11 protein-coding genes and 3 pseudogenes are annotated in these 15,901 nt (G+C 47.4%); 8 read left to right on the top strand and 6 right to left on the bottom strand.

Annotation, left to right across the window (positions count from 1 at the left end; all coding sequences use genetic code 11):
- Nucleotides 1-104: 104 nt before the first annotated feature.
- A complete protein-coding gene (locus NDI52_RS19510) occupies nucleotides 105-1,046 on the top strand; it encodes a LysR family transcriptional regulator (RefSeq protein WP_348256501.1) in 942 nt (313 codons plus the stop codon).
- 319 nt (nucleotides 1,047-1,365) lie between these two features.
- Here NDI52_RS19510 and NDI52_RS19505 read toward each other — a convergent pair whose 3' ends face one another.
- Nucleotides 1,366-1,812: a YaiI/YqxD family protein gene (locus tag NDI52_RS19505; protein ID WP_190775760.1), complete on the bottom strand. Its 447-nt coding sequence runs from the start codon at nucleotides 1,810-1,812 to the stop codon at nucleotides 1,366-1,368.
- A 426-nt stretch (nucleotides 1,813-2,238) separates the two neighbouring features.
- Here NDI52_RS19505 and NDI52_RS19500 point away from each other — a divergent pair, with 426 nt between their 5' ends.
- From NDI52_RS19500 to NDI52_RS19485, 4 genes are all read left to right on the top strand, one after another.
- On the top strand, nucleotides 2,239-3,201 hold the full coding sequence (locus NDI52_RS19500; RefSeq protein ID WP_348256500.1) for a fatty acid desaturase: 963 nt from the start codon (nucleotides 2,239-2,241) through the stop codon (nucleotides 3,199-3,201).
- 11 nt (nucleotides 3,202-3,212) lie between these two features.
- On the top strand, nucleotides 3,213-3,926 hold the full coding sequence (locus NDI52_RS19495; RefSeq protein ID WP_348256499.1) for an iron-containing redox enzyme family protein: 714 nt from the start codon (nucleotides 3,213-3,215) through the stop codon (nucleotides 3,924-3,926).
- Nucleotides 3,904-5,010, top strand: a complete 1,107-nt coding sequence (locus NDI52_RS19490; RefSeq protein WP_348256498.1) for a DUF3419 family protein — start codon at nucleotides 3,904-3,906, stop codon at nucleotides 5,008-5,010. Before NDI52_RS19495 ends, NDI52_RS19490 begins: the two co-directional genes overlap by 23 nt.
- A 163-nt stretch (nucleotides 5,011-5,173) precedes the next feature.
- On the top strand, nucleotides 5,174-5,977 hold the full coding sequence (locus NDI52_RS19485; RefSeq protein WP_348256497.1) for a GNAT family N-acetyltransferase: 804 nt from the start codon (nucleotides 5,174-5,176) through the stop codon (nucleotides 5,975-5,977).
- Nucleotides 5,978-6,354: 377 nt separating this feature from the next.
- Here NDI52_RS19485 and NDI52_RS19480 read toward each other — a convergent pair whose 3' ends face one another.
- Entirely contained in the window at nucleotides 6,355-7,107 is a 753-nt protein-coding gene (locus NDI52_RS19480) for a tryptophan-rich sensory protein (RefSeq protein ID WP_348256496.1), read from the bottom strand.
- A gap of 619 nt (nucleotides 7,108-7,726) precedes the next feature.
- Here NDI52_RS19480 and NDI52_RS19475 point away from each other — a divergent pair.
- On the top strand, nucleotides 7,727-8,029 hold the full coding sequence (locus NDI52_RS19475; protein ID WP_348256495.1) for a hypothetical protein: 303 nt from the start codon (nucleotides 7,727-7,729) through the stop codon (nucleotides 8,027-8,029).
- 24 nt (nucleotides 8,030-8,053) lie between these two features.
- Nucleotides 8,054-8,305 (top strand): hypothetical protein, encoded by a 252-nt coding sequence (locus tag NDI52_RS19470; RefSeq protein WP_348256494.1) that lies wholly within the window; start codon nucleotides 8,054-8,056, stop codon nucleotides 8,303-8,305.
- A 91-nt stretch (nucleotides 8,306-8,396) separates the two neighbouring features.
- Here the strand turns inward: NDI52_RS19470 and NDI52_RS19465 are convergent.
- Nucleotides 8,397-9,457 (bottom strand): annotated as a pseudogene (locus NDI52_RS19465) (ISKra4 family transposase).
- A 131-nt stretch (nucleotides 9,458-9,588) separates the two neighbouring features.
- Between NDI52_RS19465 and NDI52_RS19460 the strand changes: the two are divergent.
- Nucleotides 9,589-9,741: pseudogene (locus NDI52_RS19460) on the top strand (transposase); the annotation flags it as partial.
- Between the two features lie 213 nt (nucleotides 9,742-9,954).
- Here NDI52_RS19460 and NDI52_RS19455 read toward each other — a convergent pair.
- The 3 genes and pseudogenes from NDI52_RS19455 to NDI52_RS19445 form a co-directional block, all read right to left on the bottom strand.
- A complete protein-coding gene (locus tag NDI52_RS19455) occupies nucleotides 9,955-13,782 on the bottom strand; it encodes an AAA-like domain-containing protein (protein ID WP_348256493.1) in 3,828 nt (1,275 codons plus the stop codon).
- 101 nt (nucleotides 13,783-13,883) lie between these two features.
- On the bottom strand, nucleotides 13,884-15,191 hold the full coding sequence (locus tag NDI52_RS19450) for an AAA-like domain-containing protein (RefSeq protein WP_348256492.1): 1,308 nt from the start codon (nucleotides 15,189-15,191) through the stop codon (nucleotides 13,884-13,886).
- Between the two features lie 194 nt (nucleotides 15,192-15,385).
- Nucleotides 15,386-15,571, bottom strand: a pseudogene (locus tag NDI52_RS19445) (glutathione S-transferase family protein); the annotation flags it as partial.
- Nucleotides 15,572-15,901 lie beyond the last annotated feature (330 nt).

The following is a 15,901-nucleotide window of genomic DNA, read 5'->3' as shown; positions in this document are numbered from 1 at the left end:
GTCGATTGTCCTGACTGTAAGCGGTGTATACTATACTTTCAATACTGAATTAATTAACTCACTATATCGCCGGGGATATATTAGTCCTACAGTAGACAGGATGTATGAACCTCCTCTATCTCAGCAATTTTGAATTGCGTCAGATCTGTTACTTTGTAGCTGTTGTCGCCGCAGGTAATAATTTCAGCAAAGCTGCAGAGAATTTACAGATTGACCAGCCTCCTCTCAGCCAGCGAATACGCTCCCTTGAAAAAAAACTGAAAGTTGAACTGTTCGATCGCACCCGTCGCCCCCTGCAACTAACCCCTGCAGGAACCGTTTTTCTGGCAAAAGCACACCAGGCATTAGCAACACTGGATCAAGCGATTACTCAGGCACAACGGGCAGATCGAGGGGAAATTGGCTCATTGTCAGTTGGTATTGCCAGTTCAATTGCCAACACAATTTTGCCGGATATCTTGCGAATGTTTTATGAGCGTTTTCCAGATGTCGAGGTAGAACTGCGAGAATTAACCGCCGATCAGCAAATGCAAGCATTGCGCGATCGTCATCTGGATATTGGCTTTGAAGTTACTTCTGAATCTGTAAATCAGGGCGATCGCTTAATCAGTGCCCCCGTCGTGGAAGAATCCTTGGTGGTTGCGTTACCCCAAACCCATCCTCTGGCTACTCAAACTCAGATTCCGTTAACCGCTTTAGCCAATCAACCACTGATCTTACCGACCGTTGCAGCATTTCCCTTTTACCAACAATTCATCCATTGCTGTGAGCAAGCAGGGTTTCGGCCTAAAATTGTTCAAAGCGTTAAAGCAACATGGATGTTGACCATCTTGAGTTTGGTCATCGCTGGCGTTGGGATTGCCATCTTGCCTGACAATGTGCAAAATCTTCACCGTCAAGGAATTGTGTATCGAGCTATTCAAGATGCTGACTTGACTCGGCAAATCTCCGCTATGTGGCGAAGCGACAATACTTCGATCGTCTTACACGAATTTCTGAAGGTTGTTCAGGCTATATCTGGCAAGAACATTTCTTTTGATACGTGAGTTCGCATCTGGATACGTTGGCTACTGGTATTTGTGGTGCAGTAGCTTTTATGGTAAAGCCAAATATTTCATGTTGTCCTCTTAAGCTTCTGCATAGCGATACGTCAGCTATTTTGAGCTTGAGGAGAGTTTAGATTCATCTTAAAGGCTCATCCGATGCTTACAATACCTCAACGGATTGATCAGAGCGATCAAGAACAATCCCTTCACTAAGGTGAGCTGAAACATCGTTTGAGTTGAATAGATTAATCCAGTAATTCTAGTACCGGTATCTTACTTTGGCAGGATGCTGCAGAAGGAGCAAATCTACTACGAAGGGCTATTTATGTTTCCTCAAAAAGCGATCAAGCTGGTTGGCAAATGCTTCTCTATCCCTCTGGTTGAAGGGAGGAGGCCCACCAGTATCCATCCCGCCACTACGAAGCTCATCTAGAAAATCTCGCAGGGATAAACGTTCTCGGATGTTTCCCTGATCATAAAACTCCCCGCGAGGGTTAAGGGCATAAGCTCCTTTCTCAATGGCTTTAGCTGCTAGAGGAATATCAGCCGTAATCACTAAATCTCCAGGCTGTAACTGTTGAACAATATAGTTATCGGCAACGTCCAAACCTGAACGAACTTGTACGACATTGATGTAGGGAGATGCCGGAACTTGGAGTTCTTGATTGGCTACCAGGATAATATTGATCTCAACTCTTTTGGCCGCTCGAAATAAAATCTCCTTAATCACGTTGGGACAAGCATCGGCATCAACCCATATCTGCATATTTTTGAAACTCGTCACTTTCTAGTTGAACCTTAACCCACTTCCAGCTTACAACCTGTTGCTTTTCTTATTCTCCTAAGAAACACACTTAGCAGGGGCCAGCGGGCAACCAGCTCGAAGCTCAAAGGGTTATGCCTCAAAGAAGTGTGGAGTAAGTCGCGACATTATCCCAAGACCAAGCGTTGACAGCAAATCCAACCCGTTCTGCCGCTGTATCTTTCGTCCAACTGCTGTAGCTGAAGCGATAAGGTTGATCAGGGCACTTGTAGATAGGAGTGCGTGGTGAGGGCCTAATTAATATTTTTGCAGCCGATCAAAGATTCTGATATGAAGTTCCCTACCCAGTCAGAAAAGTGACACATTTAATCTAGGGACAACCCAAAATTGGTTAATTATCGGAATATCCTACGCCACCTCACATTTTCTATGGTTCATCAACCGCCACAGGACTATCCACCTTATGCGGATAAACCAAAACTGGAACCGGGCTTGCTTCGAGAACTTCAATCCCTCGATCAACATCCCTTACGACTTCCTGCCTTTATTGGGCTGTATACGATCGCCGCTTTAACCAGTATTAGATTAGTGGAAGCGATCGCCTCTCCCTGGAATTATCTGTTTTGCATACCTGTCTACCTATTAGCAGCAGCTTCCTTGCATGGTATCAGTCTGTTTACTCATGAGGGTGTGCATGGTGTTCTCAGTCATAATCCTCATTGGAACCGGGCGTTGAGTATTGCTTGTGCCCTTCCCGTATTGCAAAACTTTTCTGCTTACAAAGTCCTGCATTTAGACCATCACAAGCATTTAGGATTAGTAGGCGATCCAGACCATTACAAGAATTACACCCACTGGAATTGGCTAGTCTTTTTAATGCATTGGGGGCGGTTACTGCTAGGTTATCCCGTCTATATCACAGCTATTCCCATCTTAGGATTCCAACAGGGTAACTCTGATGAAAAACGATGGATTGTTCTAGAAGTCTTGCTATTAGGTTTGCTTGTAACAGGTATTCTCCTATCTCCAATTTCTGCCTCATTTCTGATTCACGCCTGGCTCATTCCAATGATTATCATCAACACAATGGTTAATATTCGGGGAATGAGTCAACATACATTATTGGAATATGAATCGGATGTGATTCGAGGTACCCGTACGATCCTCACCAATCCGATCACTCGCTTTTTTATGTGCAATGAGAACTATCACCTGGAGCATCACCTCTATCCCTCCATACCCTGGTATCATTTGCCGCGGTTACATCAGGCATTAAAGGATGAATTAGTGGAGCAGGGTGCCCCATTTATTCCGTCCTATTTTGCATTTGTGCGTGATTTTGTTGGCGCTAGTTTTCAACATAAGTCTGTTGGTAGTATCACCATTCGGTAAATCATTAACCTATGCTGCTTTCCCTTACTCCTCAATTAACAGCCAACACACTGGTTCAATGTACTTCCCTGGAACACGCCTTGCAGGAAGTCGCAAGTGTCTATGATTTTCGTCGTCATCCTTACATCATCTGGATGCAGCATCCTTCCACTTCCCGGCAAGACTTCTGCCAGAGCCAAATTCCTTTTCGATTTGCAGTGGAATCGTTTTCCCAGGCTCTAGCAGCCGTCCTCGCCCATATTCCGCTGTTAGAGGCGCGGCTTCCTCTGGCCGAAAACGTAGCCGAAGAACATGGGCATGGCGATCGCCTACGTTCCCATAAGGCCACCTTCACCCAATATCTAGAGGCGTTAGGCGCTACCGTTGTGGATTTGCGATCGCCCTGTACCGTCCCGGTGATGGCCTTTAACCAATCCATCCTCACCTATAGTCTGACTCAGCCGGGAGAAGCCGGAGCCGCCCTATTAGGCATGATTGAGTACCTGTATATGGGCATTAGCGGAACCATCGCCCGAACGCTGCACGAACGTCAGTGGACAGCCCCCGGTAGCCAGTTCCACTACACCACGCACGAAACCCTAGACGTTGATCATGCTAGGGATTTACTTGCCTTAGCCGAGCCCAGTTGGGAGGAATCCCGTTCCCGCCTTCACATTGCCCAGGGATTGCTTCTCGGTGCCCATTACTTCTGGAGTCTGTACCGTGATTTACAGCCCACCCTCTGATATCACCTTTTCACAGGTGCGGGAAGACCCTGCCATCGAACTTCAGGTTATTCAACGATTGCACCAATCCCAGGAACGGCCCTTGCGGGTGTTAATAGTGGCATCAGGAGGGTGTACAGCCCTGAGTTTGCTGGGGAGTCCGGCGATCGCCCACATCGATGCCGTTGATGCCAACCCTGCCCAGTTACATCTGGTAGAACTGCGACGACAGGCTCTTGCGACTCTACCGTTACAGGAACAGTTTCACCTGCTGGGGATTCAACAACTGCCGATAACGGGTGAGGCCACTCCTCCAGATCGCCTCATGCTCTATAACAAAGTGCGCTCGCACTTATCGGAAGCCACTCGTCTCTACTGGGATACTCATATCGATCAACTAGCGTTCGGGGTGAATCAAGTTGGACGCTTTGAGCAATTATTTCGGGAGTTGTCGGCGCAATTCGCGGCGATTGGCTTAAATCCGCTCGAGTGTCCTGCGGCTGCGATCGCCCATCCTCAATGGTGCCCGATTTTTGAGGCAGTTTTTGAACGCCATAAGCTCGCCAATACTTTTGGAGAAGTAGCCGTCAATTACTCGATGGATCGCAGTTTTGGTGAACACTTTGCGGATGTCTTTGCTCAAGCACTCGCGCGGTTTTCACCCACGGCAAACTACTTCTTAACGCAAGTTTGGAGCGATCGCTATGCCCCCAGCTCAGGGGGTATTCCCCTTTATCTACAACCCACCGTTCAGCAATCTATTCACCAGTTGGGAACCGAACGGCTGCATCTCCACCATGGTTTATTTCTGGATACCCTGTTGGAGCTTGCAAAGACCAACCGATTTGATCTGATTCAGTTCTCCAACATTTCCGATTGGATGCCCGTCCCAGAACTCCATTGCATGATTGAAAGTGCCGTTCAGTGCCTAAAGCCGGGGGGTGCCATGATTGGTCGCCGTTTAAATGGTGATCATCACCTTGCAACCATTATGGCGAAATATCTTGCGGTGGATCAGGATTTCAGTCGCTTCCTTTTGGAGAGCGATCGCTCCTTCTTCTATCAGGAAGTTGTCGTGGGGTTTCACCCAATGGTACCGACATAAAGAATTTAGATCCCCGGCCCCGGCTTCTTAGAACCCGCTTGGGAGGATTGATTCGTGCGCTACGCGCACGAATCAATCCTCCCAGAACCTCCTCAAACAGGTTCTTAGGAAAAACTGGGAATTTGGGTTTTCAGCTTTAGCCATGGAAAGGAGATCAACACCCGTGTTATTTCATCGTGTGCTACCAGAAGAACGAACTTACTTTCAGCCGGGTATCGTTGCTATTGAACAAACAGCGACCTATCCCCTGGGCGATGATTTTTTCCAACTGGATCACGGCAACGATTACTTTGCCTTTTTTGATCGGCTGGGAGACGTCTCCTACTATGTCGTACTGGATGGCGATCGCGTTGCAGCCGTCGGTGCCGGAGTGTTAAGGCAGGTGCCCGACTACCTGGGAGCTACACCTTATTCTGCCTGGTATCTGTGTGATTTGAAGGTACATCCTGATTATCAACGGCAGCATTTATCCTTAAGGCTCTTGCGATATGCAATAGCCCAAAATATGGCAACGTGCGATCGTGGCTATACCATTTCTATGAATCCCGGAGATGGCCGTGCCAATCGCCTGGTGCAAGTTTTGACACGGTTTCCAGATGTCTCTTTTCATCATTCGGCCACTTTAGGGATTTACAGCCTGGATGCGGTATCTATGCTCCAATTAGAGCCTGTACTCACCAAGCATCGCGGTCACCTTTCCTACTTTTCCTTAGAAGGAGCTAAAGATTTGCGGATCCACAGTAACGGTAAGGTGCTTCCGTTGTTACATGTGCAATGGGGGGCAACGGTTCAAACAACCATTTCTACTCCCTTGCCAGGATACATTCATATGTTTTGTGCCCCTCAAACCGATGACTTAGCAGTCACACTAGCGCAGCAAGGAGTTTACCCAGGGGCAACAGCCAGTGCCCTGAGCCATGGCATGACTGCCAATGATTGGCGTTTTATCCTGACCAGCGATATCTAGGCTAGTTGAAGGTCAATACTCTGGACAGTTTTTCTGAAACCCTTGATTTTGCGTGCGCTTCGCGCACGCAAAATCAAGGGTTTCAGAAAAACTGTCCGAACTAATGAAGGTCATTACTTTAGAGAGCGGCTGTCCAGCGCGTAAGTCGGTAACCTACAGGGTAATACTCCGTTCTCCTGAAAGAACTGTTTCATTTTGTAGCTAGGTTTTGAGCGAAGGAGATTTTTGCAGGCGGTTTCACAATCAGTGTTATTGGGGATCAGTTGAGCTTAGGATCGCGTATTTATTAACCTGTAATTCTTGTTGTGAGAGGGGCGGCAAAGCTGCCCCTCTCACAACAAGAATTACAGGTTATTTTGTTCGTGATCCTTAATATTTCAACGTTTGAAGGCAAGCAACCCCAGTAACAGCAATGTTACGACGATCGCAGTAATCCAAATGGTGGGGATGTCATTGTGGCGTAGAGCGATCGCACCATAAGCCCAGGCAAACACCAAGACGAAAGGGACATCGCGTAACATCACGGCAATGCTGCCCGCCACCAGACCACCCACCACCAGCATGATTGCCGTCCATGTTGCGTCGCTAAGGCCCCAACCACCCCAACCCGCTACGTAAAGAGCGCTCGCTACGTTCACGATAGTCGCCACTGATATCCAGGCCGTGTATACGCTAAAGGGAATCTGTACCAGCCAGCGCTGCTGCCAGGAAGATCGTTGCTCGCTGATCCCAAGGTTGCAGTAGATACTTAGCAAAGACAGCAAAATCACCAGCATCGGAACAATCGAGGGGGAGAAAAGCTTTAGAGTAAAACAGAAAATCCAAATAATTTGGGCAACACAGGCCACAATTAGCAATTTATTGGTGCGCCAGAAGTTGGGGTCACGCTGTTGGGCTGGCTGCAACTGGTGGATACCGTAGGCAATGAGTCCGACATAGATCAACCCCCAGATGATAAAGGCGTAATTAGCCGGAGTAATTAACACGCCAGAGAGCAGGGTATTGGCGATTTCTCCGACGTTCTGGCCACCGGGGGGAAAGAGATTTGAAAGGGTGTTAACCAGTAAGGTAGCAATGATAGCGACGAGCGTTGCGATCGCGAGGCTGGGCTTGGAACCAGAATTAGACATAATCTCGACCAAATTTGCTGCCTTTCAATCCTAAATCACTGCCGAACAGGCACCTATGCCTCTTCTCCTGCTGAGAAACACGGCATCCTACTTCTGGAACGACAACAGGGGGGATCAAGTCTCGGCTTCTTCGGCTTGATAGGCAAATAGGGTAAAGTGGAGAGCGATCGCCCCTCTTCCCCCTCAAATCGTAATCACCTGATTCATCTGGAACTTACGCTTACGTGTATCAAAAATTATGTAAGAGTCAAACAGCAGTTCTCATTCTGAAATCCAGCCCGGAAATATCCTACCGAAGGTGGCTTATTTCCGGACTTCAGAACCGAGAGTTCGTATCCGAAGGGCATGAACTCTCAGTTCTGAAGCCGATACTGAGAAGTGCTGAGAGCCAAAAGAATTTGAGACTCGGCGCTAATCTCCATGATAAATTCTATTGCTTTATGACAATACTCTGGACAGTTTTTCTGAAACCCTTGATTTTGCGTGCGCTTCGCGCACGCAAAATTAAGGGTTTCAGAAAAACTGTCCGAACTAATGTTATGGGAAACCTGTGGGTAAGAGAGTAGTAGTAGCTTCAAAAGCCCTTACCCCACGTTCTTAGCCAGCTACAAGATACCCTATGCTAAGCAACACAACAATTCCGCCAGCACTTCGTAGAAAAATTGATAACGAACTTGAAGCGAGGGAGTTTATCAAATGGGTGGATCAACCGATTCCCCGCTTTTTCACCGCAAGTTCTATAGGAGCCGTTTTGTTTGGAATTCCCTGGACCAGCTTTGCCCTTTTTTGGACATGGGGAGCTGCTGGGTTTGAATTTCCCGATTTCCGGGAGGGGGTACAACCTCAATACTTCTTTGCACTTTTTGGTGTGCCATTCATTCTAATTGGGCTTGCCATGTTGTCCAGTCCCTTCTGGACATGACAAGCTTCCAGGGAAACCGTTTATTTGGTAACCGATCAACGAGCTATTTCTATCTCTGGTATCCGGAACACCACTATCAAAAGCTATCTACCGCACCAACTCCAGGAAATCTATCGCCGGGAAAAGGCTAACAACATCGGGGACGTGATTTTCTGGGTTCGCCAACGGAAAGACAGTGATGGCGATCCCAGAACCGAGGAAGTCGGTTTTCAAGACATCCGCAACCCCCGGGAAGTGGAAACGTTATTGAAGCAGTTAAGCCTTAATCATCATTAAGAGGTTATGTCACGTCTTTTGCTAATTGGGCTCATACGCAGATTGGGTGAAGCAGGGACGATCGCCGGGGTGCATCCCAGTCTTGCAAGCCTCAGTTTGAGAATTTCCCATTGAGATAGGCACAACGATGCAGCAGAACTTGAGGGACGTTTCCTGCTTCCCACTGTGCCCCACACAATTTGATACGTGCTCCAATCTGCTTGACGGTTGATTCGACCGCTCCTGAACCAATCGATACTCCTTCAGCCTGCAAGTAACTGTAATTGACAATCCGATGACGATGCTTGTGGAGATAGGCCACGAAGTTGTCTACTTGGTTATCCTTCCAGTCCTCCATCTGCTCTATCGCTCCATCCACATCTCCTTTCCACAACAATGCTTCCACTGAAACTAATTCTTGCAGCGGCACTTCAACTTTATACAAGTTCTCAACCAAGTGAAACCAGTCCAAAATCTCTCGTCGTTGGTCGCAAGTAGCAATACCTTCAAACAAATTCCAAATGCCATCATGACCGTCTCCCAAACAGGTCACAGGCGTACTCAATGGTTGCTAATTGACCCACTCAACCAATTGTTCATTCTCGTGGAAAAAAGCTTCACAGACCTGTCCATACAAATTCACCCCTTTGTAGTCTTGCCATCGACAAATCTCTCCTTTCGGCGTCCGAACTCGAACTTTACCCCCATCGATACTGATTTCCTCAACCTCTACATCAACAATCGCCAACTCGAAGGATTGGCGCTGAACTAAGCGCTGTTGCGTCCCTCTCGATACCGCCATTCCCGTCAGGACAACAATATCTTGAGCGCAGTGTTCATAGGAGACGTTGGCGCTAAGCAGTAAGCAGCATTTTTCCAGGTATGGACTTAGTTGGGTTCGAGCTTTGAGTTGGAGGACTTTGGCTTGCTTTTCACTGACTCGGATTTCTCCAAGGATGCTTTTGAGTTGCCGTTCCCGTCCACTGCTTGTTCCGCTTGCTGTTGCGATAAAAAATGACCGATTTCTGGGCTCACATGCTCCAGAATGTGACCTCGAACAACCTGTTCGATCCCTTCGAGGGTCATCAACTGTTCGGGGGCAGTTTCGTCGTAGAGCAACGCGGCAATAGCACGAGCATGAGCTTGGATTTGTTGTTGTTTATCGGTGTCCATGTTTCGCCTCTCCTGATAGCGAATCGACTAACCCCCAGCATAGTAGAACTGTTCTCGAACTAAGATGCGTAGAACTGTTCTCGAACTAAGATGCTAAGTATCTTTACTCATTGCATAACTGGGATGTACCCTGGTATTTACCCCCTTATTCTCCTGATTTGAGCAAGATTAAGCGCTGGTGGTTTGTGCTTAAAAATTGGATGCGACAACGGTGGGATGAGTTTGAGAACTTTCGAGATTGTGTAGATGCTGCGTTCAAGCACTGTCCTAACGTATGTTCGTAGAGCTATACAGTACCTCATTGACCATTTCTCGTTTAGTCCAGTTGAAGGGGCAAGTTTGTTTCTTCTTGGGTAGTATTTCAAGCAACAGAGGCTCAAAGATTTCCCATTCTGCATCAGTGAGGTCGCTGGAATAAGGCATGGTATCTCAATTAGGTAAGTTGGAGCACCTAATTCCTATTCTAAAAGATGTCAAACGGGTTCTATAAACTTCAGTTACTGCGTTGAACAGATTGCTTCTTGCACACCCGCAGGACGCATCCAGTTGCAGGCTTGCTGAATCAACTCGTCTAGGCTACGGATGTGCCATTGCTGGGGGGTGTTGTCTTTAGAAACTACCACAATACTTTTACCATCAGTGCTGAGTACCATTGCAGAGCCTTCGTATTCCGCAATCTGATTGCCGTTTGCATTCCATACTCGAACACGTCGATCGCTTCCCAGTGTTGCAATGCGTTGACCATCTGCGCTGGTCTGGATTGTATTGTTTTCGGTGGGCGATAACTTTAACCAATTCTGCCGTCCACGCAAGGTTGTGATCAACCCGTTGAGGTTCCACACATATGCCTGATCCCCCTGTGGAGAAATAAATTGATCTGCTTCAGAATTGACGAATGCGTAACCTCCAGGAGTAGAGAACAAGAATGTCTCCCGCATCCACGCAGCAGGACGCTTCTCAGAAACCCGATTGCCCTGTAAATTCCACTGCTGCACAGGTGACATATTGACATTCCCGTCTGCAAAGACGACCAACCTTTGACTATCGGCTGTGAAACGGATCTGGTTAACCCAGGCAGAACTGACCAAAAAGGATGTCACCGCCTTTCCTTGCATAGTCCAAAGACGAACTGTCTGCACTCCTTCCATCGTGGCAAAGTATTGACCATCGGGGCTGAAGGCAGTTGTGTGTATTGCGTCTTTATTGGCAGGAGTCTCTACGACTTTTTCCCCAGCGATTGTCCAGATTTGAACAACGTTCATATCTTTCAAGGTTGCGACGTAGCGTCCATCAGAACTGATGGGATAGTTCCACTTTCTACTCATGTTTTCGTCGTTATAGCCCCATGTACCGGGCAGTTTGGCAACGACTTGTCCCTGTCGGTTCCAGACCGTTACTACTTTGTTTTGGCGACTATGCGTTAGTAGGTACTCTCCGGTTGGGCTGAATTTGATTTCATCGATGTCATCTCGATTAGAGAAGGGAAGCGAAAACTGCGCTTTTGTTTGAGTATTCCAGATGGTCACCGTTCTGTTTCCCAGTAGGGCCGCTAATAACTGACCATCTTTACTCATCTGAAATTTGCGAATTAGATGAGAAGCTTTGGGATAGAAGATTCTGGGAGTTTGTAAGTGCAGCAAAATGGACTGAGCCGTGCTTTCATTGGGTCTTTGGGTCAAGGCAAGGGCATTACTGTCAGGTGTAAACTCTAACTGGTGGTCAGATCCGCCAGCCGAAAACGTAGCGAGTCTTGCTCCTTGCAGGTTCCAAAGACGAGTGTTAACAATGAGAGGACGGTTTGCATCAAAACCAATCGTTGCAATACTTTGTCCATTCGGGCTAATGGCAATCGCCTGACCTCCACCAGAGTAGGCTTGAAATTGGCGAATCAGCCTCCCTTGCAGGTTATGTAACTGAACGCTTCCACGATTGCTGATAATTGCAATTAACTGATCATCAGGACTCATTTGAACATCCACTCGCGTTTCTAGTAACGAATTGGAATTACCGTTGGGTTGTCCTTGTGGCTGCACTGGAATCGTTGCGATCGTATTGCCTTTCAAATCACAGACGGTAACTTGATCAGAAATTACAAAGACAAAGCGGCTACTGGGGCTAAAACCAGCTCGTGCGTCAGATCCTGGGTGACGACAAGCGCCAGTTACCTGACCTTGTGAATCCCGAATGACTACCTGCCCCTCTTCTGGTGTGTACCAATACTGACCGTTAGGGCTAAACCCATTCCAAATCGACACCTGAGGGAAGGCCGCCATCAGCCTCCCTTGATCTGTCCAGAGCTTCGTAATGCGATCGCTTCCTGAAACACTAACGCCACCGTTCTCCGTTCGGGCAACATCAGCCCTTCGTGGTTCAGAGGTGAGAATCAAGTGACCATTTGCATTTAACTGAACATTTAACAAAGGCAACTGCAAACCCGAAAGGGTGACGATCTTTTGTCCTTCCGTCGTCCATAGAGTTGCTTTGTCGTTTTCTGCACTGCTCAACTCATCTTGAACGGTGAGAAAACGCTGACCATCATCGCTAAGCACAACTTTTGATATTCTTTCTCGCTGCCGCAGTTGATTCAGCAACCTTCCCTGAAGATTGAGAACTTGAAAGTCAGTGCGATCGGGAAACGTCCAGGATGTGAAAGATAGAATGCGTCCACCATCGGGAGCAGCAGGGCGAACGACAGAATTACCAGCGGAGCCAAGGGGCTGTTCTTGAATGCGATCGAGTATCGATTGCAGTGCCACAATCGGCGCACTGGTGAAATATTGTTTTGTATCACCCGCCGCTTGCTGTAGATTGTAAACTGCTCCTATAGCAGAGCGAAGGGATTCACCTTGCTGATTGGGGAAGTTTTCTAGAGCATTTGCACTCAGCTGTTCTGCTTGCCTGACTAAGAGAACACGGTTAAAGGCTCGATTTGACCAAAAGGCAATCCCTCCAGCAATCAGTAGCGCAGCGGTTAAAATTCCCGTACCCAATCGCAACCGTCGTCGAGCAATCCGGTTTGCGTTTGAGAGAATTTCGTTTGCTCGTTTTGTTTCCTGGTTTTCAAACTGCTGGCTGAGACGCAAAAATTCGCTATCTTGCTGGCTTAAAGTTTTATCATTTGCCCAGGTAAGCGCTTCTTCTAAACTTTGCCCCCGCAAGAGACGAGACTGATCTTTTTTGTCAGAGCTAAGCCACGCGTTTAAGGCAGTAGAGTAAGGGCGGAGATTGTTCATCGTCATTTCTACCCAATCAAGGTTAAAGACTGCTGCATAGATAGGGTTTCGTACCGTCAAACCGTTTTCCTGTTTGACCACTAATCCAGATAGGCGTAGTTCCAATTGTTCTGAACTGCTATCCGAAACAACAGATTGTCGTTGCAGAATTTGTTGATAAATACCCAACAGTCGGCTCGTTTGAGTTTCATTGCGAAGGAGGCGATCGCGAATGGTTCGTAAATGCTCCGGCTCATCTTGCGTTTCCCAGCTTTGAAGTAGGTGAGTGTGGATGAGATGGGCGATTTTAGCTTTTTGGTCTTGGGTTGTAGATAGATCTGAACGCCAGTATTCTAGAATCAGGCGACAAACTTTTTGCGTGAGGAAGGGTTGCCCACCCGTCCAGTAGAGAATCTCTTGGAGTGCAGTGTCGGGGTCGGGAACGGTAGCACTGAGTCCCACTTCAAGAACTTGTGCTTCTGAGTATCGAAAGCCATTGAGGGCGATCGCTCTGCCAATATTAAAGGGAGTCCGAGTTCTGTCTTGAATTAAATCAGAGGGTGTTGCAACACCGAGTAGACAAAAAGTGAGACGGCGCTTCGTCTCGTCTGCCTGTTCATTCGCATAGGAACGAATTAAGGCAAAAAAGTCATTAATTTCAAAGTCGAGGCTGAGAATGCTATCAATTTCATCAACAAAAATAACAACAGATTGGTTCTCAAAATGAGCGATTAAAACGTCATCAATAAAAGTACTGAGAAGATGAATATGAGATAAGCTGGAGCGATCGCTTAACCAATTTTTTAAGCTAATTTTGCCAACTAAATTTGCACTTCGCCACAATTCTGAGACAACTTGCTCATACCATTGTTGGGGCGTAATATGCTCACTGCCCACCCGTGTCATGTCGATCGCAATACAGCAAATCCCCTCTATCCGTAATCGATGCGTGACGCGCACCCGCAAGCTAGATTTTCCCATTTGCCGACAATTAAACACGTAGCAAAATTGCCCAGCCTTCAATGCGGCGTAAAGCTCCTGGTCTGCCTGCCGTTCTACATAGCTGGGGGCATCAACTCTGAGGCTTCCTCCTACCTGGTACTCATACTGCATAGAGCTATGAATGAGATAATAATCTGTACGGTTTCACTGTAGGTGAGGTTCTATAAAATTGGATGATTTGTGCAAAAGAATGCACAGTCGTTATGGTTGAACTACGATCGCACTGCCGGATGACGCAAAAAGTATTGTCGGTACAGATCACAGGTCACTGTTGCGCGATCGCCCGTCAGCTTCACTAGACCTACACTTTCTAGCTGGTAAGCCATTTGCGGATTCAAAACCATTCCTGAATCTGCCTGAATCACCTGCTCAAAAGATTGCTGTAATTCTGGGTGTTCCTGTAGCAGTTGCCATAACCGCCGCAAATGATCTCGATAAATTCCGGCTTGAGTAGGGGCAGTTTGCAGCAGTGATTGAAGTGCCCAACTACCCTGCTGGAGATGATAAAACGCCAGTTGTAGGAGATAAGGATGCCCCCCAACTAAATTCATCAAATTCTGTTCATCTGCTATTGACCAGCGCAAACCGTAACGCATTGATAGAAGACGAACTTGCGAAGCAGGGAATTCTGTTAAGCGGATGGGTAAGCCCACATTAAAGGGAGATTGATTCAATTGCAGGGGAATATAAACCTCGGTCGAGTGGGCAATCACAAGCCGCAATCGCTGCCACACTTCCAGGTTATTAGCCTCTTCGTGCCAGCTTCGTAGCAAAGTAAAAAATCCCTGAGCGATCGCTTCATATTCAAATAACCAATCCACATCATCCAGCCCTAAAACTATCCCCTGCGGAAAAGCTTCCAGAATGACTGATTGTATAAATACTGTGCAACTGCTGAGGCTGCCAAATCGTTCTGCATCCCAATATTCATCAAGATTGGCAACCAAATTTAAACGATGACTCATATTAGAGCAGAACCATTGCAAAAAGCTGTCAAGCGTTTCTAGAACAGCGAGTTCCGCTTGCCGCAGATTGATGCGAACAACGGCAATGTCGGCTGATTGTGCTGCTGCCAGGATGCGATTCAACAGGGATGTTTTGCCCATTCGTTGAGGGGCACGAATCCGAATCAGTGCCCCCGGTTTGATGATTTCTCGCAGCGATCGCTCCTCCTCCGGGTTTCGCTCAACGTAGAAAACCGAATTCAGAGATAATGGACTTCCTGGAAACTCTAGATTCTTTAAAGGCCCACCCTGCATCGCTTCTGGACTGACTAATTCTGGTTGGAAACGAGCAAATAAGCCAATCAAATTTTCTCGGTAGGAATAGTGCTGCCCATCCTCATTATTCAGCTTGAAGGCTTTGCCAATGTTAGCTAGATGTCGACGAATGGTAGAAGATTCCAGATATAAGGCATCGGCGATCGCTTCATCGGTGTCACCGCGCAAAAATCGCTGCAATACCTTTCGCTGTTTGGGTGTTAGATCCTCCAGAATGACTTTGAACTCAGCTTCTTTCATACGTCATCACGGTTGTACCGCAGAAATTATGGAGTAATAGATGAGCTATAACTATAGCAATCCTAGATGAGTTGATGACATCAAACCAAACATAGCAACCATAGGAGAAGTTGGTCAAAATTGCGATACCAGCGAGAGAAACGATGATACCTAAATCGCGCATTACCTATTTAGGCTCTCAAGTTGCCGGGTTAATAGGTAGGAATCTGTCCGAAAGGCTGAAGGGATCGATGGGCGCTTTCCTTCATCCCACTGAAAGAAACAAGGCGAACGTCATAAGGCTGGCCCACTTCTTCAAACGCCCAGCGCACGGTCATATCACGCGCCAGCCCCTGGCCGCGATCGGGCGACTGTTCAAAAGCGGTGATGATGGGAAGCATTGGAAAACTCCGGGTAATTGCAGGCTTGCCTTCAAGTTTCATAGTAGCGTGATGCCTAACGTTCTTAGTCAGCGGTTGCCGATACCCTTTCAACACGACCAATACCTTATGCAATCCGCTGCACTAAGGTTGTGTACGTCCGTGCCGAGCGTACACACTGCGTTGGAACGGCGGAGAAGGGGCGATCGGTTATGATACGGAAGTTGGCTGCCGCTGCTCAACTACGACGTGTGCGATTCGTTCATCCTAAGTGAATAGCAATATTCAGGGACGGATGGCGAGGATAAAACCTCGACAACTGGATAATCGTGAGGGTGTGAGTCCCTCTCT

This window comes from Leptolyngbya sp. PL-A3 (assembly GCF_039962325.1).
Lineage (GTDB): Bacteria > Cyanobacteriota > Cyanobacteriia > Elainellales > Elainellaceae > Vacuolonema.
Note: the sequence above shows the minus strand (reverse complement) of the source record. Positions and strands in the feature narration are given on the sequence as shown.